The following is a 22,564-nucleotide window of genomic DNA, read 5'->3' on the forward strand; positions in this document are numbered from 1 at the left end:
AGGCTACAACCCGACCCTGTTGCGCAGCCGCTGGGCGGCGTCGCGGGCATTGTCATAGCCACGCTCCCACCAGCTGCGGTTGTCCCAGCGGGGCAGCCAACCGCGCTGGCGGCCCAGCCCATGATCGGCCGCGGTGTCGCTCAGGTAGCGGCCGGCGTCGCGGGCGTGGGTGCTGGCATAGCGTCCGGCCTCACTGGCGTGGCTGCCGAGGTAGCGGCCCGCATCATGGCCATGGCTGCTGAGATAGCGTCCGGCGTCGCGCCCATATTCGTTCATGGTGCGGCGCGCCGTGTCCCAGTAGGTCTCCCGCGCCGTGCCGCGGCACAGCGCCGCGATGCCCAGCGCGCCCAGCGTCATCAGCGCCAGCGACGTGACGGGATACATCTTCGCCGTGGTGTAGAGGCTGTTGCTGAAGGTGTGCCCCTGGTCGCCATAGCGCTTGCCGTCCTCGCCCGCGCTGTGCAGGTTCTTGGGCGTGTCGCGCTTCGGCACACCCGCCTGCCTGGCCGTACGGAAGAAGGCGAAGCTGAACACCTGGTCCGCCAGCAGCGGCACGGTGCGCGTCAGCGCGATCATGAAGCGGCCCCAGCCGCCCACCACCAGGTCCCGCGTCGGATGGACGGCGGCGTGCAGGATGGCCTTGGCCACCACCTCCGGCGCATAGACCGGCGGCGGCACCTGGCTCTTTTCCTCCATGTAGTTCACTGCGTGCTCGCCGAAGGGCGTGTCGATGCCCGAGGGCTGGATCAGCGTGATGCGCGCGGGGCTGCCCTCATGGATCATCTCCAGGCGCAGGCTGTCCGTGAAGCCCTTCACCGCGAACTTCGACGCCGTGTAGGCGCTGAGGATGGGCGAGGGCATTTCCGAGGAAATCGAGCCGATGTTGATCAGTGTGCCACCGCGCTTCTTCAGCGTCTTGAGCGCCTCGGTGGAGCCATAGACCACGCCCCAGTAGTTCGTCTGGAACAGCTTCTGGTGGTCCTCGTCGGACATCTCCTCGAGCTTCGCATAGGCGCCAATGCCGGCATTGTTCACCCAGGTGTCGAAGCCGCCATAGGTGGTGTTGGCCACCTCCGCGATCTTCGCGACATCCTCGCGCACGCCCACATCGGCAACGACCGTGGTGCACTGCCCGCCGGCCGCCTTGATGGCGGAGCAGACGGTCTCGAGCGCTTCCTCGTTGCGGGCGGCCATCACGACCTTTGCTCCCCGGCGGGCCGCCATGCAGGCGGTGGTGAGGCCGATGCCGGAGGTCGCGCCGGTGATGACGATGACCTGCTGGTTCAGGGGTTTGGATTTCCGGGCCATGTGGTGCCTCCGATGGATTGGCGCGACGGAGGGCCGCCGCATCCTCGGGGGCTAACCGATCAGCCCGGGGCAGGTTGCCGGCGCAGCAGGAACAGCGCGCCCTCCACCGGCGCGCCCTTCTCCTGGCGCAGCACCGCAGGTTCCCGCCGGACGGGCGTGAGGCCCGCCGCCTCGGCCAGGGATGCCACATGCGCGGGGTCGTGCCGGAAGCGCAGCCCCTGGCCCAGCTCCACCTGCGCCGCGCCCGTCTCGATGCTGAACAGCGCCTCGCCCCCCGGCTTCAGCGCGGCTGCGATGGCGGCGAAGGCAGGGGCGAGGTCGCCCAAATAGTTCAGCACGTCGGCGGCCGTGATCAGGTCATAGGCCGCGGCGCGGCGGGGCAGGAAGTCCAGCAGATCCGCCTCGTGCAGCGCGTCATACAGGCCGCGCGCCCGGGCGCGGTCCAGCATGCGCGGCGAAAGGTCCAGCCCTTCCAGCCGCTTGGCGAAGGGCTTCAGCGCCACTCCCGAAAGACCCGTGCCGCAGCCCAGGTCCAGCACGCGGCCGCGCACGCCGGGTTCCAGCAGCGCCGCCAGCAAGGCGGGGGTCTGGTAGTCCAGCGCCTCGGCCAGGTCCTGGTCGAAGCGGGGGGCGAAGGCGTCGAACATCTCGCGCACGAAGGCGGGCGGCGCGCGCGGGGGCAGGGGGGCCTCGCCCAGCGCGGCCAGCAGGAAGCCGGCCTGGGCGGCCAGCGGTCCCTTCACGGCCTGGGCGGCGGCGCGCGCCTCCTCCGCCGCGCCCGCCTGGTGGGCGGCATGGGCAAGGGTCAGCGCCACCTCGGGCGAGGCGGGGGCCAGGCGGTGCGCCTCGCGCAACGGGCCCAGCGCCGCTTCCGGCTGCCCGCCCGCCGTCAGCACCTGGCCCAGGTTGCGCAGGCTGGTCACGTCATCGGGCTCGCGCTCCAGCGCGGCCTGGAGGGTGGCCACGGCCTCGGGCAGCATCCCATGGGCCGCCAGGGCCGCGCCATGGTTGGCCAAGTAGATGGCGCTGTCGGGCATCACGGCCAGCGCCCGGGCGGAATGCTCCACCGCCGCCGCCGTGTCGCCGCGCTGCAGGGCGCAGACGGAGAGCAGGTTCTCCGCATCCGGATGTCCGGGCGCGAGGCGCAGCGCGCGGCGGTAGAGGCTCTCCGCCTCCTCCACCTTGCCGGCACGGTGGCGCTCGGCGCCGCGGCGCAGCAGGTCTTGGGCCGTGATCTTCATGGGCCAACCTATGCGCGGCCAAACGCCCTATTGCAAACCGGGGGGGGCGAAACCAAAACATCCCCAGTCATCCTCAATATCCCCCCGGGAGAAACCTCCATGTCGCATTTCACGCGCCGCGCCCTGCCGGCGCTCGGTCTTGGGCTGGCCGCCCCTGCCATCGCCTCGGCCCAGTCCTTCCCGACGCGCAACATCAGCATCGTGGTGCCCTTCGCGGCCGGCGGCCCGACCGACACGGTGGCGCGCCTCATCGCCCAGGGGATGACGGCCAATCTCGGCCAGAACGTGATCGTGGAGAATGTGGCCGGTGCCGGCGGCTCGCTCGGCGCGCAGCGCACGGCCCAGGCGCGGCCCGACGGCTATTCCCTGCTGGTGCATCACATCGGGATGAGCACCATCCCCACCCTCTACCGCCGCCTGGCCTATGACCCGGTGAACGGCTTCGAGACCATCGGCCTCATCACCGAAGTGCCCATGACCATCGTGGCGCGGCGCGACTTCCCGGCGAACAACCTGCAGGAGCTGATCGAGGTGGTGCGCCGCGACCGTGAGCGCATCAACCTCGCCAATGCCGGTATCGGCGCGGCGTCGCATCTCTGCGGCCTGCTGTTCCAGTCGGCGCTGAACGTGCCGCTGACGACCGTGCCCTATCGCGGCACGGCGCCCGCCATGGCCGACCTGATGGGCGGCCGCGTGGACATCCTGTGCGACCAGACCACCAACACCACCCAGCAGATCGCGTCCAACCAGATCCGCGCCTATGCCGTGACCACGCGCGAGCGTGTGGCCTCGCTGAGCGACCTGCCCACCGCCGCCGAGGCGGGGCTGCCCAACTTCGAGGTCAGCGTGTGGCACGGTCTGTATGCGCCGCGCGGCACGCCCGCCCCCGTGGTCGAGCGCCTGTCCCAGGCGTTGCAGGCCGCGCTGCGCGAACCCTCGCTGGTCGAGCGCTTCGCCGCCCTGGGCACGGCCCCGGTGGCGCAGGCGCGTGCGACGCCCGCCGCCCACCGCGAGTTCTGGCAGGCGGACATCGCCCGCTGGCGCCCGGTCATCCAGGCCGCGGGCCAGTTCGCGGACTGATGTGACGACAGGGGGCGGGGCGCCATGCCCCGCCCTCGCCGCCTTCAATCGGCGGTGATGCCGGCCTCGCGCACCAGCGAGGTCCACATGGCGCGGTCCTCGCGCAGCTTGGCATCCAGCTCGGCCCCCGGCGCGAAGCGCGGGAAGGTGCCCAGGCTGGTGAGCGTCCGCGGCAGGTCGGTGTTCTCGAAGACCCAGCGCAGGTTGTCCTCCAGCCGCTGCCGGATGGGCGCCGGTGTGGCGGTGGGCGCCGCGATGCCCTGCCAGCTGGTGAAGACCCAGTCCATGCCCTGCTCGCGCACCGTGGGCACGTCCGGCAGTTGCGGGTGCCGCTCGGCCGAGGTGATGCCGATGACGCGCACGCGCCCGCCCTCATGCGCCCCGCGCACCACGCTGTAGCCGTCCAGCATCATCTGCGTGCGGCCGCCCAGCAGGTCCTGGAAGGCGGGGGCGGAACCGCGATAGGGCACATGCACGATGTCCACGCCGGCCTGGCGCTTCCACACCTCGAAGGCCAGATGCGGCACGCCGCCCGACCCGCCGGAGCCGAAGTTCAGCTCGCCCGGCCGCGCCTTCGCCGCCGCGATCAGGTCCGGGATGGAGCGGATGGGGCTGTCGGCATGCACCACGAAGACCAGCGGGCCCAGGGTGATCTGCCCCACGAAGCGGAAATCGCGCGAGGTGTCGAAGGTCAGGTTGGGGAAGAGCGCATGCGTCATGGCGAAATTGCCGACATTGCCCTGGAACAGGGTGTTGCCGTCGGGCGGCGCCTTGGCCACGAAATCCATGGCGATGTTGCCATTGTTGCCGGCGCGGTTGTCGATCACGACGGGCTGGCCCAGCCGCTCGCTCCAGCGCTGCGCGATGGGGCGGGCCAGGGCGTCCACCCCGCCACCGGCGGGAAAGCCCACCACGACGCGGATGGTGCCCGACTGGGCGCGCAGGATGCCGGGGGCGGCAAGCAGGGTGGCGGCAGGCGCGATCAGCGCCGCGCGGCGGGTCAAGGACATGATTTTTCCTCCGTTTTATTGTCCGGAAGGCTGGCCGCTGGCGGGGGCCGATGCAAGTCCGGCGCGGCAAGACGAATCCGCAAATTTCCGCGATGCTGGAACCGAACGCCTGGGAGCGATGGCATGACGCGACGACCCATACCCGTGCCGGCCCGATAGCTTGATGGCGAAGGAACGCACCCGCTTCGTCTGCCAGTCCTGCGGCGCCGCCCACCCGAAATGGCAGGGCCGCTGCGATGGCTGCGGCGAATGGAACACACTGGTGGAGGAGGCCGCCCGCACCGGCCCCGGCCCCGGCGGCAAGGCCCCGCCGGGCAAGGGCATCACCATCCTGGGCCTGCAGGGCGAGACCGCGCCGCCCCCCCGCCACCTGACCGGCATCGTGGAGCTGGACCGCGTGCTGGGCGGCGGCTTCGTGCCGGCCTCGGCGGTGCTGGTGGGGGGTGACCCGGGCATCGGCAAGTCCACCATCCTGCTCCAGGCCGCGGCGCGCATGGCGGGCGCGGGCAAGCGCGTGCTCTACATCTCGGGCGAGGAGGCCGTGGCGCAGGTGCGGCTGCGCGCCCAGCGCCTGGGGCTGACCGAGAGCCCGATGGGCCTCGCCTCGGCCAGCGCGCTGCGCGACATCACGGCCACGCTGGAGCATGAGCGCGAGGCCGCGCTGGTGGTGATCGACTCCATCCAGACCATGTGGCTGGACACGCTGGACTCCGCGCCCGGCACGGTCGCCCAGGTGCGCGCCTGCTCCAACGAGTTGATCCGGCTGGCGAAGTCGCGCGGCTTCGCCCTGGTGCTGGTGGGCCATGTGACGAAGGAGGGCACGCTGGCCGGCCCGCGCGTGCTGGAGCACATGGTGGACGCCACCCTCTATTTCGAAGGCGACCGCGGCCACCAGTTCCGCATCCTGCGCGCGGTGAAGAACCGCTTCGGCGCGACGGACGAGATCGGCGTCTTCGAGATGACCGAGGGCGGGCTGATGGAGGTGCCCAACCCCTCGGCCCTGTTCCTGGCGGAACGGCGCGGCAACATCTCGGGCAGCGCGGTCTTCGCGGGGCTGGAGGGCACGCGGCCCGTGCTGGTGGAGGTGCAGGCGCTGCTGGCACCCTCCTCGGGCGGCTCGCCGCGCCGGCAGGTGGTGGGCTGGGATGGCGGGCGGCTCAACATGCTGCTGGCGGTGCTGGAGGCGCGCTGCAACCTCACCTTCGCCCAGGCCGATGTCTATCTGAACATCGCGGGCGGGCTTCGCATCAATGAGCCGGCGGCGGACCTGGCCGTGGCCGCCGCCCTGGTCTCCGCCATGACCGACCGGCCCACGGAACCGGATGCCGTCTATTTCGGCGAGGTGGGGCTTTCGGGTGAGGTGCGCCAGGTGTCCCAGGCCGAACAGCGCCTGCGCGAGGCGCAGAAGCTGGGCTTCGGCCAGGCCGTGCTGCCGCGCCGGGTGGCGCGCGGTTCCAAGCAGCCCGCGCCGGTGGAAGGGCTGCGGCTGACCGAGATCGGGCACCTGGCGGACCTGGTGGCGCCGTTTGCGGCGCAGACGGTGCGGCGCCGCTCCGGGGCCAAGGGTGACGCGGGGTGACGCCCCGGCTATACCGCGCCGCATCATGACCTGGGTCGACGGCGTCCTCCTCTTCGTGATGGTGATCTCCGCCATCCTCTCCCTCCTGCGCGGCTTCGTGCAGGAATTCCTCGGCGTGGCCGCCTGGATCGGCGCCGCCTTCACCGCCTTCGCGCTCCAGGAAAGCCTCACGCCCCTGCTGGCGGGCGTGGTGGAGCCCGACTGGCTGGCCGATGCCATCGTCATCGGCGGCACCTTCCTGGTGGTGCTGATCGTACTGAAGCTGGTCATCCACGCCATCGCCGGCCGGGTGCAGGACAGCGCGCTGGGCGGGCTGGACCGTTCGCTGGGCGCTCTCTTCGGCCTCGCCCGTGGCGCCTTCCTGGCGGTGCTGGCCTATGTCATCGCCGGGCTCTTCGTGCCGGCGGTGGACCGCTGGCCGGAGCCGGTGCGGGACGCCATGGCCCTGCCCTATGTGGTCGAGGGCGCGCGCTGGCTTGCGGACAGGCTCCCGCAGGAGTATCGCCCGCGCATAGCAGAACCGCCCGAGCGCCGCATGCCCACGCAGGATGACCTGTTGCGCCCGCCCGCCCGCGACCGCATCTGAAGGTCATGCGCATGCCCCAAGCCGACGCCCTCTCCACCCCCCACGGCCTCGGGCCCCACGGTCTTGGGCCCCACGGTCTTGGAAACGACGACGACCATTTCCACGAGGAATGCGGCGTCATCGGCGTCTGGAACGGCAAGGACGCCGCGGCTCTCACCGCGCTCGGCCTGCACGCGCTGCAGCACCGGGGCCAGGAGGCCTCGGGCATCGTGGCGCTGAGCGAGAAGGGCGAGTTCCATTCCCACCGTGGCCTCGGCCTGGTGGGCGACATCTTCGGCGATGCCAAGGTGATGGCGGGCCTCCCTGGTACCGCCGCCTGCGGCCACAACCGCTATGCCACCACGGGCGAGACGGCGCTGCGCAACGTCCAGCCCCTCTACGCCGATTTCGAGTTCGGCGGCCTGGCGGTGGCGCACAACGGCAACTTGACCAATGCCCTGCAGCTGCGCCGCGCCATGGTGCGCCGCGGCTGCCTGTTCCAGTCCAGCACGGACAGCGAGGTCTTCGTCCACCTCATCGCTATCAGCCTCTATTCCAACGTGGTGGACCGGCTGATCGACGCGCTGAAGCAGGTTCAGGGCGCCTATTCGCTGGTCGCGCTGCACAATGGCGCGCTGATCGGCGCGCGGGACCCGCTGGGCGTGCGCCCCCTGGTGCTGGGCAAGCTGCACGAGGGATGGGTGCTGGCCAGCGAAACCTGCGCGCTGGACATCGTGGGCGCCGAATTCGTCCGCGACATCGAGCCGGGCGAGATCGTCGTCATCAACGACGAGGGCATCCGCAGCCTCAGCCCCATGCAGCCCGCCCCGTCGCGCTTCTGCATCTTCGAATACATCTACTTCGCCCGGCCGGATTCCGTGGTCGAGGGCACGCCGGTCTACGAGACGCGCAAGCGCATCGGCGCCGAACTGGCGCGCGAAAGCCATGTGGCGGCCGATGTGGTGGTGCCCGTGCCCGACAGCGGCGTGCCGGCGGCCATGGGCTATGCCATCGAGGCGGGGGTTCCCTTCGAACTCGGCATCATCCGCAACCACTATGTGGGCCGCACCTTCATCGAGCCCACGGACCAGATCCGCCACCTGGGCGTGAAGCTCAAGCACAGCGCCAACCGCGCCATGCTGGAGGGCAAGCGCGTGATCCTGGTGGATGACAGCATCGTGCGTGGCACCACCTCCAAGAAGATCGTGGAGATGGTCCGCAACGCCGGCGCGGCGGAGGTGCACATGCGCATCTCCTCGCCGCCCACCACCCATTCCTGCTTCTACGGGATTGATACGCCGGAGCGCGCGCAGCTTCTGGCCGCCCAGCACGACCTCGCCGCCATGGCGAAGCTGATCGGCGTGGACAGCCTCGCCTTCATCTCGCTGGACGGGCTGTATCGCGCGCTGGGCCGGCCGGGGCGCGACGCCGCCAGCCCCGCCTATTGCGACGCCTGCTTCACCGGCGACTACGCCATCCCGCTGACCGACTGGTCCAACGCGCCCGAATCCAAGGCCAAGGCCGCCATCCCCGCATGAACGACACGGTATTGAAGGGGCAGGTGGCGCTGGTCACCGGCGCCTCGCGCGGGATCGGCCGCGCCACGGCCATGGCGCTCGCCGCGCGCGGCGCCCATGTGGTGCTGACCGCCCGCACCCAGGGCGCGCTGGAGGAGGCGGATGACGCCATCCGCGCGATCGGCGGCACCGCGACCCTGCTGCCGCTCGACCTCATCCGCGAGGCCGACCAGATGGACGCCATCGGCCCCTCGCTGGTCGAGCGTTTCGGGCGGCTGGACATCTTGGTGCATGCGGCTGGGCACCTCGCGCGGCTGACGCCGGCCGCGCATATCGTGCCGAAGGATTGGTCGGACAGCCTGGCGGTGAACGCCACCGCCGCCTGGCGCCTGATCCGCACCTGCGACCCGCCGCTGCGCGCCGCCCCCGCCGGGCGCGCCCTGTTCCTCACGGATGGCCAGGCGGACCAGGCCTATTGGGGCCTCTATGGCGCGGCCAAGGCGGCGGCGGCGCATCTGGTGGGCTGCTGGGCCGCCGAGGTGGCGCGCACCCCGCTGCGCGTGGCGCTGCTGGACCCGGGGCCGGTGAACACCAAGCTGCGCTCCTTCGCCTTTCCGGGCGAGAATCCCGCCTCCATCCGCCAGCCGGAATCCGTGGGCGAGGCCATCGCGGCCCTGGTCGCGGACGGTGACATCGCGCAGGGCGCGACGATCCGCATCTAACCCAGCGCGCGAGCCAAGGTCGGCCCGTCCAGCGCCGCCAGCACCGGGTGGGCGGAAGCCCCACCCCCCATGCCCGCCTTCAGGATGGCCAGCGCCCCACCCAGCAGCGGCAGGGGCGTGCGCGTGGCGCGGCCCAGCGCGGCCAGGAATTCCAGGCCGTGCAGGGTCTCGGCCAAAGGCGGGTCGGCCAAGGATAGGCTGGCCAGGGGGCCGGTGCCGGCCAGCAGGTCATCGAGGCCCGGCAGCACCCGCCCACAGGCGGCGGCCAGCGCGTCGCGTTCCCGCCCGAAGGCGGCCAGCAGGCGGAGTGGGGCCTCCTCCATCCGCGCGGGGGCCAGCAGCCGCGCGGCGCCGAGCAAGGCCATCGGTTCGGCCAGCCCCGCCGCCAGCATGTCGGGCAGCGGGTCCACCGGCACGGCGAAGATGCGCGCGGTCAGTTCCGCGAGGGCCGGCGCCGCGGCGGCCGGCAGCCCGGCCAGCCAGAGGCGCGGCCGATGCCCCGTCACCAAAAGGCTGCCATCGCCATTGCGCTGCGCCAGCAGGGGCAGGGCGGGCAAGGCGCCGATGCGCGGCACGCCGCCCCGCGCCAGCAATTCCCGTTGCAGCAGCAGCGCGGCCAGCCCGCCCGAGGGCGCGAAGACCAGGTCCGGATCACCCCGCAGCGCGCCCGCGATCCGCACCACGCCGCCCGGCAGCACGGCGGGCGGCAGGCAGATCAGCACGGCATCCGCGCCTTCCATGGCCCGGCCGAGATCGGCCGCCACCCGCACCGGCCAGCGTCCGGCCAGGGCGCCGCGCGTCGTCACCGACCCCAGGATGTGCCGCGTGCCACCGCCGCGCGGCGACCACAGCACCGCGTCATGCCCCCGCGCGGCCGCCAGGGCGGCCATGGCGGTGCCCGCCGGCCCCGCGCCCAGCACCGCGACTCGCAGGGTTTTCCCGGCCGTTTCCATCGCACGACATTGCGGCCTGCGCGCCGGGCGCGACAACCCCGGGTTCGGCGGCAGGCTTCATCATCTTGTCGCCATGCCGTCATTGCCTTGACCCCATGGAAGCGGATAGCTGCCCAGATGACCTCCGACGCCACGGCCTTCACCGGCGCCCCCGCCGGCACGCCAGCCCCGGGCGCGCGCCGGCTGCGGCGCGGCCGCCCCTTGCGCTTCCGCCCGCGCCTTCCCGGGCCGATCTGGAACGACGTGCTGGGCGAGCGGCCCGAAGGCGGCCGGCTCCGCGCCATGCGCCGGATGGCGACCGCGCTGGTCTTCACCCTGTTGTGCATGCCCATCCAGGCCGTGCTGCTGCTCCTGCCCGGTCCGGCCAAGAGCGCCTTCCCGCGCTTCTACCACCGGACCCTCTGCTGGCTGATCGGCCTGAAGCTGCGCGTCATCGGCCGGCCGACGGGGGCACCGCGCACCCTCTATGTGTCCAACCACTCCTCCTGGCTGGACATCTTGGTGCTGGGCGCCACGCTCGACGCCCGCTTCGTCAGCAAGAGCGAGGTGGGCACCTGGCCCGTCATCGGCTGGGTGGCGAAGCTGGGGCGCACCGTCTTCGTCAGCCGCACCCGCGGCCGCACGGGCAGCGAGGCGCAGGAGATGCGCGCGCGCATGGAGGCGGGCGACAGCCTGATCCTCTTCCCCGAGGGCACCACCAGCGATGGCGCCCGCGTGCTGCCCTTCCGGTCCAGCTTCTTCGCCGTGGCCAATGCAGCGCAGCAGGTGCAGCCTGTCACCCTGGTCTATGACCGGCTGGGCGGCCTGCCGGTGGGGCGGCGCGACCGCCCCCTCTTTGCCTGGTATGGCGACATGGAGACGGCGAGCCACGCCTGGCGCCTGCTGCGCCGCACCGGCACGCGCGTCACGGTGGTGATGCACGCGCCCTTCGCGCCCGAGACCGTGCCCGACCGCAAGCTGCTGGCCGCCCGGGTGGGCCGCGCCGTCAGCGAGACGGCGGCGACCCTGCGCCAGAACCGCGAGGTGACGATCGGCGTGTGAGGCTCACTCGCCGATGTTCAGCAACGCGCCCCGCACCCGTGCGCCGCGCAACTGCCCCATGAACAGCGCCGCCATGCCCGCGAGCCAGATGAGGTTCAGGGCATAGGCGGCCGCCAGGTGGTCCCAGGCGATGACGCCCTGGGTCAGCGCCGCGCGCATCCCCTCGAACACATGCGCCGCCGGCAGGATGAGCGCCACGGGCTGCAACCACACCGGCAGCACCGCCACCGGATAGAACACGCAGGCGAAGGGCGTGATGCCGAACAGCACCGACCAGGCCAGCGCCTCCGCCCCCGCGCCATAGCGCAGGATCAGCGATGTCACGCCCAGCGCCACCGCCCAGCCCATCAGGATCAGCGCGGCGAAGAAGGCCACCAGCACCGGCCCCATGGCGAAGATGTTGAAGGCGTAGAGTAGGAAAGCGAGCCCCATGGCCGGGATCACGCCCACCATGGCGCGCAGCAGGCTCATGGTCATCAGCGCCGCCACCATCTCGGCGGGCCGGATGGGCGAGACGAAGATGTGGCCGAGGTTGCGCGACCAGATCTCCTCCAGGAAGGAGATGGAGAAGCCCATCTGGCTCCGCAGCGCCGCCTCCCACAGCAGCACGCCGCCGATCAGCACGCCGGCCGCGATGGTGGTCACGTCATTCTGCAAGCCGGCCAGGTAGGCGGTGACGAAGCCCCAGACCACCATCTGCAGCGCGGGCCAGTACATCAGCTCGATGATGCGCGGCGGCGAGCGCCGGAACAGCGCCAGGTGCCGGTAGACCAGCCCCCAGACGCGGCGCAGCGAGGCGGCGTTCATGCCAGGGCCTCCGCGCGGGTGCCGCGGGCGATGTCCAGGAACACCTGCTCCAGGTCGTCGCGGCCATAGCGGGCGATGAGGTCGTTCGGGCTGCCCTGGTCCACCACGCGCCCCTGCTTGAGCATCAGCACATGGCCGCAGAGACGCTCCACCTCGGCCATGTTGTGGCTGGCCAGCAGGATGGCGCAGCCCGTTTCGTCCCGGTAGCGCTCCAGCCGGGTGCGGACCCAGTCGCCGGTGTCGGGGTCGAGGCTGGCGGTGGGCTCGTCCAGCAGCAGCAAAGCGGGCGTGTTGATCAGCGCCTTGGCCAAGGCGACGCGCGTCTTCTGCCCGGCGGAGAGGTCGCCCGCCGGGCGGTCGATGAAGTCGGTCAGCTGCAATTCCTCGGCGAGGCGGGCGATGCGCGCATCCAGCCCGCGCACGTCGTAGAGATGCCCATAGACCTTCAGGTTCTCGCGCACCGAAAGCTTGTGCGGCAGGGAGATATAGGGGGACGAAAAATTCATCCGCGCCAGGGCGGCGAAGCGGTCCGTCGCCATGTCATGCCCCAGCGCCACCACCCGGCCGGATGTCGGCAGAAGCAGCCCCAGCAGCATGGCAATGGTGGTGGTCTTGCCCGCCCCATTGCCCCCCAGCAGGCCGAGCGTGGTGCCGGCTGTGAGGGTAAAGCTCAACCCATCCACGGCCGGGGGGCGGCCGGGGGCATAGCGCTTGACGAGGTTTTCGACGACGAGGGCATGGGTCACCCCCCAGATATGCCCCCGCACGCGCGCCAGCACACCCCCAGCCCTCCCCCTTGGGGCATGCTTGCCGCGCAGGTCAACGCCGCGCGTCCAGGACCTTTCCCATGAAGGCCGTGATGCCGCGCTGCCAGGCCCAGGCAATGGCCACCGGCGCATCGGCGCCCATCAGCACCACCCGATCGCGGTCCCTGGGCAGGCTCGCGTCGAGGGCGGCGCGTTCGGCCACGCTGCCCGCCAGCCATTCGGCCCGGAAACGCAGCCGGATCAGCCCGGGGTCGAGCGCACGCAGGTCCATCCGCGCGAGGTGCCATGGCTCCAGCTCATCCAGGCCGAGGGTCCAGCCGCGTTCCCGCGCCAGCCGTGCGGCCAGCGCCGCCCCCGCGGGGTCGGCCAGCACGTCGGAGAGCGGCACGCAGATCACGAGCTGCTCCCGCCCCGCGGGCCCCAGCGCGGCGTCGAAGCGCAGCCCCTCGGTCTCCGTCACGGAACCGAGGCTCAGCGGCAGGCAGGCCGGGTCCATGGCGCGGGCCACCTGCGGCCGGGCGAGCTCGGCCAGCAGGCGGCGCTCCGCCGCGCGGCGGAACAGGCGCCCCAGCGCCGGCGCGCCCGCCAGCGAGGCGCCCGGCAGCAGCCGCTCCATCAGGTCCGGCAGGTGGACGCGCGTCTCGGTCCAGAGCGGGGTGGGCGTGGCCTGGCCATCGCCCAGGCGCCAGATGGGGTGGTTGCGGAGCGCGGCGGCGAGGTCCGCCGTCGCCAGGGCGCGCAACGCGGCCTCCAGCTCGGTGGCGGAGGGCAGCGGCAGGACGTCGGTGGGGGAGGCCGATTCGCGTTGCAGAACCAGCCCCATCGCGCCCTCGACCACGGAGAGCAGCCGCGCCCCCTCCGCCGGCAGGCGCATCGTGGTGGAGAGCGGCCCGTCCGTCGCCTCCGGCAGCAGGCGGGAGAGGGCGGCGTGCACCTCCTCCAGGTGCTGGCCGGGCGGGGGCGAGACGATGACGAGGTCCCCGCCCGGCAGTTCGAAGCGGCGGGCGCGGGTGGGGCGCATGACCGGGGCCAGCACCTCGTCGATCATCTGGCGGTGCCGGGTTTCGCGCAGCGCCTCGGGCAGGGCGGAGAGGCGCAGATGCAACGCCCGCCGCTCGACGCCCGAGGTCACGCAGTCGCGCACCAGGGCGGCCAGGGCCAGCGCCTCGGCCTGGGGCCCGACCTCGGGGCCGCTCAGGGCCATGCTCATGCCGGCACCTCCCACAACAGGCCCGGCGCGCGGCACCAGGCGGGGATGTCGCGGCCGAGGGCGATGAAGCGCGGCGCATCCCCCAGGGGTGGCAGGGCTGGCGGCGCCGCGGGTGGCGGGGCGGCCAGCACATATCCGCCGCCCACGAGCAGCCCCGCCGCCTCCGCATCCTTGCTGACGAAGCCCGTGTGCCAGCCCGCCGCCGCCAGCCCCTGCGCGAGGGCGGGAAAGCGCGGCTCCGCCAGGGCGGCCAGCGGCAGCAGCGCGATGGGGGCGTCGCGCCCGCCCCTGCCACCGCCCACCATCCGCCCGCCCGGCAAGCCTGCCAGCGGCAGGTCCAGAAGAAGGCGCAGCCCGGGGCGCATGGCTGGCAGCCGGCCCCGCAGCGCAGGGTCCGTCAGCGCCGCCAGCACGCGGCGGCAGAGCAGGGCGCGCGCCTGGGCGCGCAAATCGGGATCTTCCAGGGGCAGGTCGGCCGGCGCCAGCCGCTGCGCCACCGCCCGGGGGTCCGGCCCCTCGGCGAAGAAGGTGAGCCGCGCGACCTCCTCCATCGGCAGGGCGGCGCAATGCGCCTCCAGCGCCACAAGGGTCGTGGGCTGGGGCGCGGGGGCGGGCAGCCGGTCCAGCCAGTCGTCCAGCTCGGCGGCCTCGCTGGGCAGGGTCCAGGTGGTGGGGCGGGCGCCGATGAGCCGGTGAAGCGCCTCGCCGGCCCTGGCGGCGGCGCCGGGCGCGGCCCCCAGCAGCAACTGCGCGCGCGGCCATGGCATGACATGGCCACCCCCCTGCGCCGCCGCGTCCTCCAGGAAGGCGAGGGCGATGCGCCGCGCCATCGGGTCGGGCAGGTCGGGCATGGCCAGCACCAGGCTGTCCGGCGGCAGGGCGCGCAGCGTCGCCCGCACATCGCTGATGGCGGGTTTCATGGCAGCGACGCGCGGTGGGCGTCGCGCCCGGATTTCGGTGGCGCCATGGTGGATGCCCCGTCGGTGGCGCGGCGGCTCATCCGTCGCGCGGGCCTTCTGCCCGCACCCTTTGTCTGCGAAAGTCGTTAAGGAAACGTGCCGCCGCCCGGCGGACATGTTTCGTCACTATATGTTGCGCTGCCACCTCCCGGCGGGTTAGGAAAATCCATGGTTTTTGACCCGATGTCCCAAGCCGGACGCGATGCGGTCAGCCCCGCCGAGCTGGCGGAGGCCGTGAACAACCTCTCCCGCACCGCCGTGCTGGTGGTGGGCGACGCCATGGTGGACCGCTACATCTTCGGCACGGTGAGCCGCGTCAGCCCCGAGGCCCCGGTGCCCGTCCTGAACATTGACCGCGAGGTGGCGCTTCCGGGCGGCGCGGGGAATGTGGTGCGCAATCTGACCGCGCTGGGGGCGGCCGTCGCCTTCGTCTCCCTGGTGGGCGACGACGCGGCGGGCAGCGACCTCACGGGCCTCATCGGCGGGCAGTTGCGGGTGGAGCCCTGGCTGCTGGTGCAGGGCGGCCGCACCACCACCACCAAGACGCGCTTCCTGGCCGGCGGGCAGCACATGCTGCGCGCCGACCGCGAGGAGGCCCAGCCCATCCACCCCCGCCTGGCCGACCGCCTGGTGAAGATCGCGACCGACGCGGTGGCGGCCACCAGCACCGTGGTCCTGTCGGACTATGGCAAGGGCGTGCTGGCGGGCGATATCCCCGCGCGGCTCATCGCCGCCGCCCGCGCCTCCGGGCGCCGCGTGGTGGTGGACCCCAAGGGCGGCGACCATGCGCGCTTCGCCGGCGCCGACCTCATCATGCCCGAACCGGCCGAGCTGGCGGGCGAGACCGGCATGGCCGTGACGGACGAGACGAGTGCGGCCATCGCCGCCTCCATCCTCAGCCGCAAGCACGGCTTCGGCGCGGTGCTGGTGCCCCGCGTGCCGGACGGGCTGACGCTGTTGCAGGTGGAGGCCGATGGCAGCGAGACGGTGCGCCATTTCCGCGCCGAGGCCTCCGAGGTGCATGACCCCGCCGGCGGCGGGGATGCGGTGGTGGCGGCGGTGGCGGCGGGGCTGGCCTCGGGGCTGTCGCTCGCGGGCTGCGCGCGGCTGGCGGCGCTCTCGCTCGGCATCGTCAGCCGGAAATCCGGCATCGCGGTAGTCCGCACCGATGAGCTGCTGGAGGGGCTGACCCCCGGCCGGGGCGCGGCCCGCAAGCTGGTCTCCCTGCCATTGGCCGTCGAGGTGATCGAGCGCTGGCGCCATCGCGGCTGGCGCATCGGCTTCCTGCCCGCCAATGGCAGCCCCTGTCCGCAGACCATCACGCAGGAGGCGCGCCGCTGGTGCGACCGCCTGCTGGTGGGCGTCGAGGATGAGAGCATCTGGGCTGGCGAGATGGCCGAGCGGCCGGAGGTGGACCTGGTGGCCGTGGGCGCCGGGGCCGGCCATGAGGACACGCTGCGCCTGCTGCGCCCCGATGTGGTGATGGCCTCGGATGCCGATCCGCGCCTGACCGCCCTGCTCAGCGAATGGGGCGGCCAGGTGAAGCTGCCGGGCTGAACCCGGCAGCCATTTTCCTTACTCCGGTGCGACCACCGCGCAGCCGCCGCTGAGCCGCGCGCAGGCCTGCTGCGCGGCGGCCTGGTTCAGCCCCGTGATGCGCGCGCGGAACAGCGTGCCCTGTGACACCTGCACCGCCATCACCTGCACCATGCCGCCGCTGCGCGCCTGGGTCTGGGCGTTCGCGGCCGCACGGCGCGCCTGCTCGGGCGAGCGGAAGGCACCCACCTGCACACCCCAGCTCGCGGCCGGCGCGGAGGGGCGGGCCATCGCCACGGGCGTGGCGCGGGTGGGCGCTGCAAGGGTGGACGCGGTGCGGGTCGGCGCCGCCAGGACGGGGGCGACGAGGGCGCTGGCCGGGCGCGGCGCCTGGCGGAAGCTCGCCGGCAGGGTGCTGGCCTGGGCCGTGCCGATCAAGCCGAGGCCGCGCGCCGGTGCGGCGGCCACCGGCAGTTGCGGCGGCGTGGAGTCCGACAGCGGCGGCAGCGCGCCCTGCGACTCGGCCAGGCGCGCCGCGCCCTCGGGCGTGGAGCCGTCGGGGATGGGGTCCATGGCGGCGACGACGATGCGCCCATCGGGCAGCACCCGTCCGCCGCTGGGCGAAATCACCGGCGCGGGGGCCGGCGCCGAGGCCAGCACCACCGGCGGCGCCGCGGCGGGCGCGGGCGCCGGGGCGGGCGTGCGGCTGGCAAACATGGCGCCCTGCTCGCGGATCTGGCGCTGCTCGGCGAGGGCGAGGCGCGTGGCGGCGTCCATCCGGCGCGGGCCAGGCGGCACCTGCAGCGGGATTTCGGCGGCGGCGTAGATCTCGGAGGGCGCGCGCCGGCTCGGGCTGTGGCGAATCACGCCGGGGCCCACGCGGGCGACATAGTTGCGCGTCTCGGGCGGCAGGCCGCGGCGGTTGTAGAGGAAGCCCTCCAGCCGGCCCGGCCCCGCATTGTAGGCGGCCAGGAAGGCGGGCGAGCCGAAGAGGTCATACATCTGCCGGAGATAGGCGGTGCCGGCCATGATGCTGTCATAGGGGTGGTAGGGGTCATCCCCCAGCCCGTGGCGGGCCTGCAGTTCGCGATAGGTGGCCGGCATCACCTGCATCAGCCCCATGGCGCCGGCGCGGGAGGTGACATGCGCGCGGCCGCCGGATTCCTGGCGCATCACCTCGCGGATCCAGGCCTCGGGCACGTCGAAGCGGGCCGATGCCTCGCGGATCCAGGGGCCCCAGGGGTCGCCGGGCGGGCCGGGCGGCGTGGTGCTGCGGATCTGCGTGGACGTCGCAGCCGGCGTGCGCGCCTGCTGCTGCGACCCGCAGGCCGCCAGCACGCCCAGCGCGGCCAGCGCCAATACCGGCGCGGACAGGCGTCGAGCGCGTGCCATGGGTTGAAAGACCATCCCCGAAAACTCCCCCAATCGGCCTTGCCGTCCCGGGCTTCACCCCGGCCCCCCGACACCGCCACCCCCATGGCACGCGCGGAAAGCGGCAAGATTACGAGTGTCCAACGCGGGGCGGTGCCCCATGCGGACATAGTTTCCAGCGTCCGGTCGGCCTGGGCTTCCACCCTGGCCGGCCAAGCGCCGGCGCGCGGACACTATGCCCGCAAGCCAGCCCCGCGCAAGCAAAGCCTTGCCGTAACGGTCGCGACACCCGACAAGGTGTGGCGCGCCTGCCATGGATGCGCGCGAAAGATGAGGGTCCCGTGAACGCCGTCACCGATGATGCCGCCCGCCTGTTCGACACCGCCGGCCGCGCCGCCCGCGCCGCCGCCGCGACCGTCGCGCGCGCGCCAAGCCCGGTGAAGGATGCGGCCCTGCGCGCGGCGGCGGCGCGGCTGCGGGCGGAGAGCGCGGCCATCCTCGCCGCCAATGCGGCCGACCTCGACGCCGCGCCCGGCCTCACGCCCGCCTTCCGCGACCGGCTGGTGCTGAACCCCGCCCGAATCGAGGCCATGGCGAAGGGGCTGGAGGAAGTCGCCGCCCTGCCCGACCCCGTGGGCCGCGTGCTGGCCGAATGGACGCGCCCCAACGGGCTGCGCTTCACCCGCGTGGCCCAGCCGCTCGGCGTCATCGGCATGATCTTCGAGAGCCGCCCCAACGTGACGGCGGATGCCGGGGCGCTCTGCCTCAAGGCCGGTTCCGCCGTGATCCTGCGCGGCGGCAGCGAGAGCGCCCATTCCGCCCGCGCCATCGCCGCCTGCCTGCGCGCGGGCCTGGCGGAGGTCGGGCTGCCCGAGGATGTGATCCAGCTCGCCCCCACCCAGGACCGCGCCTTCGTGGGCGCCATGCTGCGGGGTTCGGGCTTCGTGGACCTCATCATCCCGCGCGGCGGCAAGGGGCTGGTGACGCGGGTGCTGGAGGAGGCGCGGGTGCCCGTGCTGGCCCATGCCGAGGGGCTCTGCCACACCTTCATCCATGCGGCCGCCGATCACGCCATGGCCCGCACCGTGCTGCTCGATGCCAAGCTGCGCCGCACCGGCGTCTGCGGCGCCACCGAGACGCTGCTGGTGGACGCCGCCGTGGCACCGACCCTGCTGCCGCTTCTGGTGGCGGACCTCGCGGCCAAGGGCTGCGGCTTCCGCGCCGATGACCGCGCCCGCGCCATCTGCCCCGAGCTTCCCGCCGCCACGGATGAAGACTTCGCGACGGAATGGCTGGACGCGATGCTCAGCATCGCCGTGGTGGATGGGGTGGAGGGCGCGCTGGCCCACATCCGCCGCTTCGGCAGCGAGCACACCGAGGCCATCATCACCGAGGACGCGGCCGCCGCCGAGGCCTTCCTGTCCGGCATCGACAGCGCGGTGGGCCTGTGGAACGCCTCCACCCAGTTCTGCGACGGCGGCGAGTTCGGCTTCGGCGCCGAGATCGGCATCGCCACCGGCCGCATGCACGCGCGCGGCCCGGTGGGGCTGGAGCAGCTCTGCACCTATCGCTACCGGGTGGTGGGCACGGGCCAAGTGCGTGGGTGAACAAGTACGTGGGTGAACAGGTACGTGGGTGAAAAGGTGCGGGGCTGAACGCGCTTCCCTTCCGCGTGCCGACCGGTAGGCTGTGCGGGTGAGGAACGCCACCATGACGCCCGCGCACCCCACGCGCGCCGCCCCCGGCCCGGCCGGCGATGGGCGCCGCGCGCGGATCGGCCTGCTGGGCGGCAGCTTCAACCCGGCCCATGCCGGGCACCGCCACGTGGCGGAGGTGGCGCTGCGGGCGCTGCGGCTGGACCAGGTGTGGATGCTGGTCTCGCCCGGCAATCCGCTGAAACCCCGCGCCGGCATGGCCCCCTTCGCCGAACGCCTGGCCAGCGCGCGCCGCGTGGCCGATGGCGTGCGCGTGATCGCGACCGATATCGAGGCCCGCCTGGGCTCGCGCTACACCTTCCGCACCCTGGCGCTGCTGCGTGCGCGCTTTCGCCGCGTGGCCTTCGTGCTGGTGCTGGGCGCGGACAACCTGCTGCAATTGCCGCGCTGGCGCCGCTGGCGGGAGATCGCGCGCCAAACGGCGCTGGCGGTCCTGCCGCGTCCGGGCTACAGCCGGATGGCGCTGCGTGGGCGCGCGGCCAGCGTGCTGCGCCACACCCGCCGCGACGCCGGCGGGCTTTTGGCGTTGACCCCACAGGACGGGTTGCTGCAAGCGGGGGAGGGGGCATGGTGCTTCATCCCGGCCGCCGAGCGATCCATTTCCGCCACCGCGATCCGCGCGGGGGCGAGGAGCTAGAGTTCAGGACATGGCGCGGACACCCGACGACACGAAGAAGCCCGCCCGCAAGCCCGCGGCCCGGACGGCGAAGCCCAGCACCCGGGCCAAGCCCCCGGTGCGCGAGGCGGCGGCGAAGGCTCCCCCGCGGGACGCCGCGAAGGCCCCCCCGCGGCACGCCGCGAAGGCCCCGCAGCGGGACGCCTCGAAGAAGGCGGCGCCGCGCGGCGATGCCAAGCCGGTCGCCCCGCGTGGTGGTGCCACGCCGGTCGCCCCGCGTGGCGGTGCCAGGACGGCAGCCCCGCGAGGCGCGGCAAAGCCGTCGGCCCCGCGTGGCGCGGCCCGGCCGACCGCCACCCGGGATGGCGGCGACACCAAGCCTCGCGCCGGCGGCAAGGCGACGCCGACCCGCGCCCCGGCCGCCGGGAAGGCCCCCCGCGCCGCCGCCGCCGCGCCCCGCGCCGCGCGGTCCGAGGCACAGGCGCCCGCGCGCAAGCGTGCCGCCCCGGCCGAGGCCAGCCCCGCCCGCCGTGGCCGCGCCGAAGCGCCGGCTCCCGCCCGGCGCGCCGCCGCGACGCCGGGCGCCAAGCCCGCCCCACGTCGCCGTGCCGCGCCGCCCGAGCCCACGCCGGCCAAGCGCAGCACCACGGCCAATGTGCGCGCCACGCCGCGCGGCACCTCGGCCGCGACGCCGCGCGCTGCCGCCGGAACGGTGAAGCCGCGTGCCACTGGTGCCGCCTCGCGCGCTTCCAGCGCTGCGTCACCCAAGCGCTCTTCCTCCGGAACGGCCGCCCCGCGCACCTCCGGCGCGGCTTCAGCCCCGCGCGCCTCCAGCGCGACGTCCAAGCGCGCCTCCGGCGAGACCAAGCCCGACGCCGCCGCCAAGCCCCGCCCCATCGCCCCGCGCCGCAAGGCGGGCAAGCGCGTGCCGATGGACCGCGACCGCCTGGCCGCGCTGGTCGCCGTCGCGGTGAAGAGCCTGGAGGATGACAAGGCCGAGGATGTGGTCGTGCTCGACGTCACCGGCCGCGCCAGCTTCACCGACCGCATGGTGATCGCCACCGGCCTCGTGGAGCGGCAGATCGAGGCGATGGCCACGCACCTCGTGGAAAACCTGGGCAAGGAAGGCCTGCGCCTGAAGCGCGACGCCATCCAGGGCAGCGAGGACTGGGTGCTGATCGACGCGGGCGACCTCGTCATCCATCTGTTCAAGCCCGAAGCGCGCCAGGCCTATGACCTGGAGAAGATGTGGGGCCCCGACAGCCCGCTGGGCGAAGCGGCACCCGGCGAGCAATCGCCCATTTGAAGGCGCGGCTGCTGGCCATCGGCCGGTTCAAGTCGGGCGCGGAGGGCGCGCTCTTCGCGCAATACAACGCCCGGCTGCGCCCGCCGCTCGACCTTGTGGAACTGCCCGAGGCGCGCGGCAGCGCGGGCGAAATCCGCGCGCGTGAGGGCACGGCGCTGCTGGCCGTGCTGCCGGCCAATGGCCTGCTGGTGGCGCTGGACCTGGGTGGCCCCGCGCCGACCTCCGAGGCGCTGGCCGCGCTGACCGAACGTTGGGAACAGGCGGCCCGCCCCATCGCCTTCGCCATCGGCGGCGCCGAGGGGCTGGATGGCGCCGTCACCGCGCGGGCCGAGCATGTGCTGTCGCTGGGGCCGCTCACCTGGCCGCATCTGCTGGTGCGGGCCCTGCTGGCCGAGCAGCTGTTCCGCGCCCAATGCATCCGCGCGAATCATCCCTACCACCGCAGGTGGAGACCCGCCTAAGCTGCGCGGATGAGCATGTTCCTCCTGATTCTGGCCTCCTGCCTCTGGGTGGGGGTGCATTTCGGCATCGCGGGCACGGTGGCGCGGGCGCGCATCGTGGCGCGGGTGGGGGAGTTGCCCTTCACCATCGGCTATTCGCTGCTGTCGGTGGGCGCCATCATCCTCCTGGTGCAGGCCTGGGGCGCGGCGCCCTATGTGGGGCTGTGGCTCACGCCGGACTGGCTGCGCTGGGTGCTGGCGCTGCTGATGCTGCCGGCCTTCGTGCTGTTCGTGGCCTCGGTCGCCACGCCCAACCCCACCGTGGTGGGCGGCAAGCTGACCACGCCCGAGCCGCGCGGCATCCAGCGCATCACCCGCCACCCCATGCTGTGGTCCTTCGCGCTGTGGGGGCTGGTCCACCTGGTCGCCAAGGGCAGCCTGGGCGGCGTCTTCTTCTTCGGCGCATTCCTGGTGACGGCGCTGGTGGGCATGCCCTCCATTGACCGGAAGGTGGCGGCGCGGAGCCCGGAGATGTGGGCGCGGCTCGGCCCCGTCACCTCCATCATCCCCTTCGGCGCCATCCTGGCGGGGCGGAACCGGTTGGTGCCGGCGGAAATCCCGGTCCTCGTCTGGGCCGGGGGGGCGGTGGCGTGGCTGGTTTTCCTCATCGCCCATCCCTGGCTGTTCAGCTATCCGGCCGTTCCCCTCTGACCCCGGGGCGGGGTGCGTTGAGGCGGGCTCGCCGAAAACGCTGAACCCCGCCTTCCAGAAACGGCTGGAGCAGGCTGTGTGGACGCGGCCTGCTCCAGGGGCTTGATCCT

General features: G+C 73.2%; 21 protein-coding genes. 12 read left to right on the top strand and 9 right to left on the bottom strand.

All coding sequences use genetic code 11. From position 1 onward, the window contains the following. Positions 1-3 precede the first annotated feature (3 nt). Both GGQ83_RS03800 and GGQ83_RS03805 read right to left on the bottom strand, forming a co-directional pair. Entirely contained in the window at positions 4-1,308 is a 1,305-nt protein-coding gene (locus GGQ83_RS03800; protein ID WP_184382254.1) for an SDR family oxidoreductase, read from the bottom strand. A gap of 59 nt (positions 1,309-1,367) precedes the next feature. After that, entirely contained in the window at positions 1,368-2,549 is a 1,182-nt protein-coding gene (locus GGQ83_RS03805) for a methyltransferase domain-containing protein (protein WP_184382255.1), read from the bottom strand. A 99-nt stretch (positions 2,550-2,648) separates the two neighbouring features. On the opposite strand from GGQ83_RS03805, the gene GGQ83_RS03810 reads away from it, so the two are divergent. Further along, entirely contained in the window at positions 2,649-3,629 is a 981-nt protein-coding gene (locus GGQ83_RS03810) for a tripartite tricarboxylate transporter substrate binding protein BugD (protein ID WP_184382256.1), read from the top strand. 44 nt (positions 3,630-3,673) lie between these two features. On the opposite strand, the gene GGQ83_RS03815 is transcribed toward GGQ83_RS03810, so the two are convergent. After that, positions 3,674-4,639, bottom strand: coding sequence for a Bug family tripartite tricarboxylate transporter substrate binding protein (locus GGQ83_RS03815; protein WP_184382257.1), 966 nt, complete (start codon positions 4,637-4,639; stop codon positions 3,674-3,676). Between the two features lie 163 nt (positions 4,640-4,802). Here GGQ83_RS03815 and radA point away from each other — a divergent pair, with 163 nt between their 5' ends. Genes radA through GGQ83_RS03835 form a run of 4 tightly spaced genes read left to right on the top strand, consistent with a single transcriptional unit; the run spans position 4,803 to position 9,022 of the window. After that, positions 4,803-6,218, top strand: a complete 1,416-nt coding sequence (gene radA, locus GGQ83_RS03820) for a DNA repair protein RadA (RefSeq protein ID WP_184382936.1) — start codon at positions 4,803-4,805, stop codon at positions 6,216-6,218. Between the two features lie 25 nt (positions 6,219-6,243). After that, positions 6,244-6,804: a CvpA family protein gene (locus GGQ83_RS03825; protein ID WP_184382258.1), complete on the top strand. Its 561-nt coding sequence runs from the start codon at positions 6,244-6,246 to the stop codon at positions 6,802-6,804. Positions 6,805-6,809: 5 nt separating this feature from the next. Further along, on the top strand, positions 6,810-8,321 hold the full coding sequence (gene purF, locus GGQ83_RS03830; protein WP_184382259.1) for an amidophosphoribosyltransferase: 1,512 nt from the start codon (positions 6,810-6,812) through the stop codon (positions 8,319-8,321). After that, the gene (locus GGQ83_RS03835; RefSeq protein ID WP_184382260.1) at positions 8,318-9,022 is read left to right on the top strand and encodes an SDR family NAD(P)-dependent oxidoreductase; all 705 of its coding nucleotides are present in this window, start codon (positions 8,318-8,320) and stop codon (positions 9,020-9,022) included. Before purF ends, GGQ83_RS03835 begins: the two co-directional genes overlap by 4 nt. On the opposite strand, the gene GGQ83_RS03840 is transcribed toward GGQ83_RS03835, so the two are convergent. After that, positions 9,019-9,975 carry an NAD(P)-binding domain-containing protein gene (locus GGQ83_RS03840; protein WP_184382261.1) on the bottom strand — a complete coding sequence of 319 codons (957 nt, stop codon included), beginning with the start codon at positions 9,973-9,975 and terminating at the stop codon, positions 9,019-9,021. The genes GGQ83_RS03835 and GGQ83_RS03840 overlap by 4 nt on opposite strands. Positions 9,976-10,092: 117 nt before the next feature. On the opposite strand from GGQ83_RS03840, the gene GGQ83_RS03845 reads away from it, so the two are divergent. Then, on the top strand, positions 10,093-11,016 hold the full coding sequence (locus GGQ83_RS03845) for a lysophospholipid acyltransferase family protein (RefSeq protein WP_184382262.1): 924 nt from the start codon (positions 10,093-10,095) through the stop codon (positions 11,014-11,016). A 3-nt stretch (positions 11,017-11,019) separates the two neighbouring features. Here the strand turns inward: GGQ83_RS03845 and GGQ83_RS03850 are convergent, their stop codons facing one another. The 4 genes from GGQ83_RS03850 to GGQ83_RS03865 are packed head-to-tail and all read right to left on the bottom strand — an operon-like array spanning position 11,020 to position 14,720. Continuing rightward, the gene (locus GGQ83_RS03850; RefSeq protein WP_184382263.1) at positions 11,020-11,823 is read right to left on the bottom strand and encodes an ABC transporter permease; all 804 of its coding nucleotides are present in this window, start codon (positions 11,821-11,823) and stop codon (positions 11,020-11,022) included. Further along, positions 11,820-12,602: an ABC transporter ATP-binding protein gene (locus tag GGQ83_RS03855; RefSeq protein WP_375781503.1), complete on the bottom strand. Its 783-nt coding sequence runs from the start codon at positions 12,600-12,602 to the stop codon at positions 11,820-11,822. Before GGQ83_RS03855 ends, GGQ83_RS03850 begins: the two co-directional genes overlap by 4 nt. Before the next feature lie 40 nt (positions 12,603-12,642). Further along, positions 12,643-13,800, bottom strand: a complete 1,158-nt coding sequence (locus tag GGQ83_RS03860; RefSeq protein WP_184382265.1) for a hypothetical protein — start codon at positions 13,798-13,800, stop codon at positions 12,643-12,645. Beyond that, positions 13,797-14,720, bottom strand: coding sequence for a hypothetical protein (locus GGQ83_RS03865; protein WP_184382266.1), 924 nt, complete (start codon positions 14,718-14,720; stop codon positions 13,797-13,799). Before GGQ83_RS03865 ends, GGQ83_RS03860 begins: the two co-directional genes overlap by 4 nt. A gap of 222 nt (positions 14,721-14,942) precedes the next feature. Here GGQ83_RS03865 and GGQ83_RS03870 point away from each other — a divergent pair, with 222 nt between their 5' ends. Beyond that, complete coding sequence (locus GGQ83_RS03870) at positions 14,943-16,316, top strand: bifunctional heptose 7-phosphate kinase/heptose 1-phosphate adenyltransferase (protein WP_184382267.1); 1,374 nt, start codon at positions 14,943-14,945, stop codon at positions 16,314-16,316. Between the two features lie 18 nt (positions 16,317-16,334). Here the strand turns inward: GGQ83_RS03870 and GGQ83_RS03875 are convergent, their stop codons facing one another. Beyond that, on the bottom strand, positions 16,335-17,687 hold the full coding sequence (locus tag GGQ83_RS03875) for a transglycosylase SLT domain-containing protein (RefSeq protein WP_242535014.1): 1,353 nt from the start codon (positions 17,685-17,687) through the stop codon (positions 16,335-16,337). Positions 17,688-17,983: 296 nt separating this feature from the next. Between GGQ83_RS03875 and GGQ83_RS03880 the strand changes: the two genes are divergently transcribed. From GGQ83_RS03880 to GGQ83_RS03900, 5 genes are all read left to right on the top strand, one after another. Further along, a complete protein-coding gene (locus GGQ83_RS03880; protein ID WP_184382269.1) occupies positions 17,984-19,273 on the top strand; it encodes a glutamate-5-semialdehyde dehydrogenase in 1,290 nt (429 codons plus the stop codon). 103 nt (positions 19,274-19,376) lie between these two features. After that, entirely contained in the window at positions 19,377-20,018 is a 642-nt protein-coding gene (locus tag GGQ83_RS03885; RefSeq protein WP_184382270.1) for a nicotinate-nucleotide adenylyltransferase, read from the top strand. Between the two features lie 910 nt (positions 20,019-20,928). Next, positions 20,929-21,303 (top strand): ribosome silencing factor, encoded by a 375-nt coding sequence (rsfS, locus tag GGQ83_RS03890; RefSeq protein WP_184382937.1) that lies wholly within the window; start codon positions 20,929-20,931, stop codon positions 21,301-21,303. Further along, on the top strand, positions 21,300-21,764 hold the full coding sequence (locus GGQ83_RS03895; protein ID WP_242535013.1) for a 23S rRNA (pseudouridine(1915)-N(3))-methyltransferase RlmH: 465 nt from the start codon (positions 21,300-21,302) through the stop codon (positions 21,762-21,764). Before rsfS ends, GGQ83_RS03895 begins: the two co-directional genes overlap by 4 nt. A gap of 15 nt (positions 21,765-21,779) precedes the next feature. Beyond that, positions 21,780-22,454 (top strand): NnrU family protein, encoded by a 675-nt coding sequence (locus GGQ83_RS03900; protein ID WP_184382271.1) that lies wholly within the window; start codon positions 21,780-21,782, stop codon positions 22,452-22,454. Positions 22,455-22,564: the final 110 nt, after the last annotated feature.

Origin of the sequence: Roseococcus suduntuyensis (assembly GCF_014196305.1) — a bacterium.
Taxonomy (GTDB): domain Bacteria; phylum Pseudomonadota; class Alphaproteobacteria; order Acetobacterales; family Acetobacteraceae; genus Roseococcus; species Roseococcus suduntuyensis.

Coding starts and splice junctions, on each gene's coding strand:
- GGQ83_RS03800 (WP_184382254.1), bottom strand. CDS start 1,308: ATGGCCCGGAAATCCAAACCCCTGAACCAGCAGGTCATCGTCATCACC.
- GGQ83_RS03805 (WP_184382255.1), bottom strand. CDS start 2,549: ATGAAGATCACGGCCCAAGACCTGCTGCGCCGCGGCGCCGAGCGCCAC.
- GGQ83_RS03810 (WP_184382256.1), top strand. CDS start 2,649: ATGTCGCATTTCACGCGCCGCGCCCTGCCGGCGCTCGGTCTTGGGCTG.
- GGQ83_RS03815 (WP_184382257.1), bottom strand. CDS start 4,639: ATGTCCTTGACCCGCCGCGCGGCGCTGATCGCGCCTGCCGCCACCCTG.
- radA (WP_184382936.1), top strand. CDS start 4,803: ATGGCGAAGGAACGCACCCGCTTCGTCTGCCAGTCCTGCGGCGCCGCC.
- GGQ83_RS03825 (WP_184382258.1), top strand. CDS start 6,244: ATGACCTGGGTCGACGGCGTCCTCCTCTTCGTGATGGTGATCTCCGCC.
- purF (WP_184382259.1), top strand. CDS start 6,810: ATGCGCATGCCCCAAGCCGACGCCCTCTCCACCCCCCACGGCCTCGGG.
- GGQ83_RS03835 (WP_184382260.1), top strand. CDS start 8,318: ATGAACGACACGGTATTGAAGGGGCAGGTGGCGCTGGTCACCGGCGCC.
- GGQ83_RS03840 (WP_184382261.1), bottom strand. CDS start 9,975: ATGGAAACGGCCGGGAAAACCCTGCGAGTCGCGGTGCTGGGCGCGGGG.
- GGQ83_RS03845 (WP_184382262.1), top strand. CDS start 10,093: ATGACCTCCGACGCCACGGCCTTCACCGGCGCCCCCGCCGGCACGCCA.
- GGQ83_RS03850 (WP_184382263.1), bottom strand. CDS start 11,823: ATGAACGCCGCCTCGCTGCGCCGCGTCTGGGGGCTGGTCTACCGGCAC.
- GGQ83_RS03860 (WP_184382265.1), bottom strand. CDS start 13,800: ATGAGCATGGCCCTGAGCGGCCCCGAGGTCGGGCCCCAGGCCGAGGCG.
- GGQ83_RS03865 (WP_184382266.1), bottom strand. CDS start 14,720: ATGAAACCCGCCATCAGCGATGTGCGGGCGACGCTGCGCGCCCTGCCG.
- GGQ83_RS03870 (WP_184382267.1), top strand. CDS start 14,943: ATGTCCCAAGCCGGACGCGATGCGGTCAGCCCCGCCGAGCTGGCGGAG.
- GGQ83_RS03875 (WP_242535014.1), bottom strand. CDS start 17,687: ATGGCACGCGCTCGACGCCTGTCCGCGCCGGTATTGGCGCTGGCCGCG.
- GGQ83_RS03880 (WP_184382269.1), top strand. CDS start 17,984: ATGCGCGCGAAAGATGAGGGTCCCGTGAACGCCGTCACCGATGATGCC.
- GGQ83_RS03885 (WP_184382270.1), top strand. CDS start 19,377: ATGACGCCCGCGCACCCCACGCGCGCCGCCCCCGGCCCGGCCGGCGAT.
- rsfS (WP_184382937.1), top strand. CDS start 20,929: ATGGACCGCGACCGCCTGGCCGCGCTGGTCGCCGTCGCGGTGAAGAGC.
- GGQ83_RS03900 (WP_184382271.1), top strand. CDS start 21,780: ATGTTCCTCCTGATTCTGGCCTCCTGCCTCTGGGTGGGGGTGCATTTC.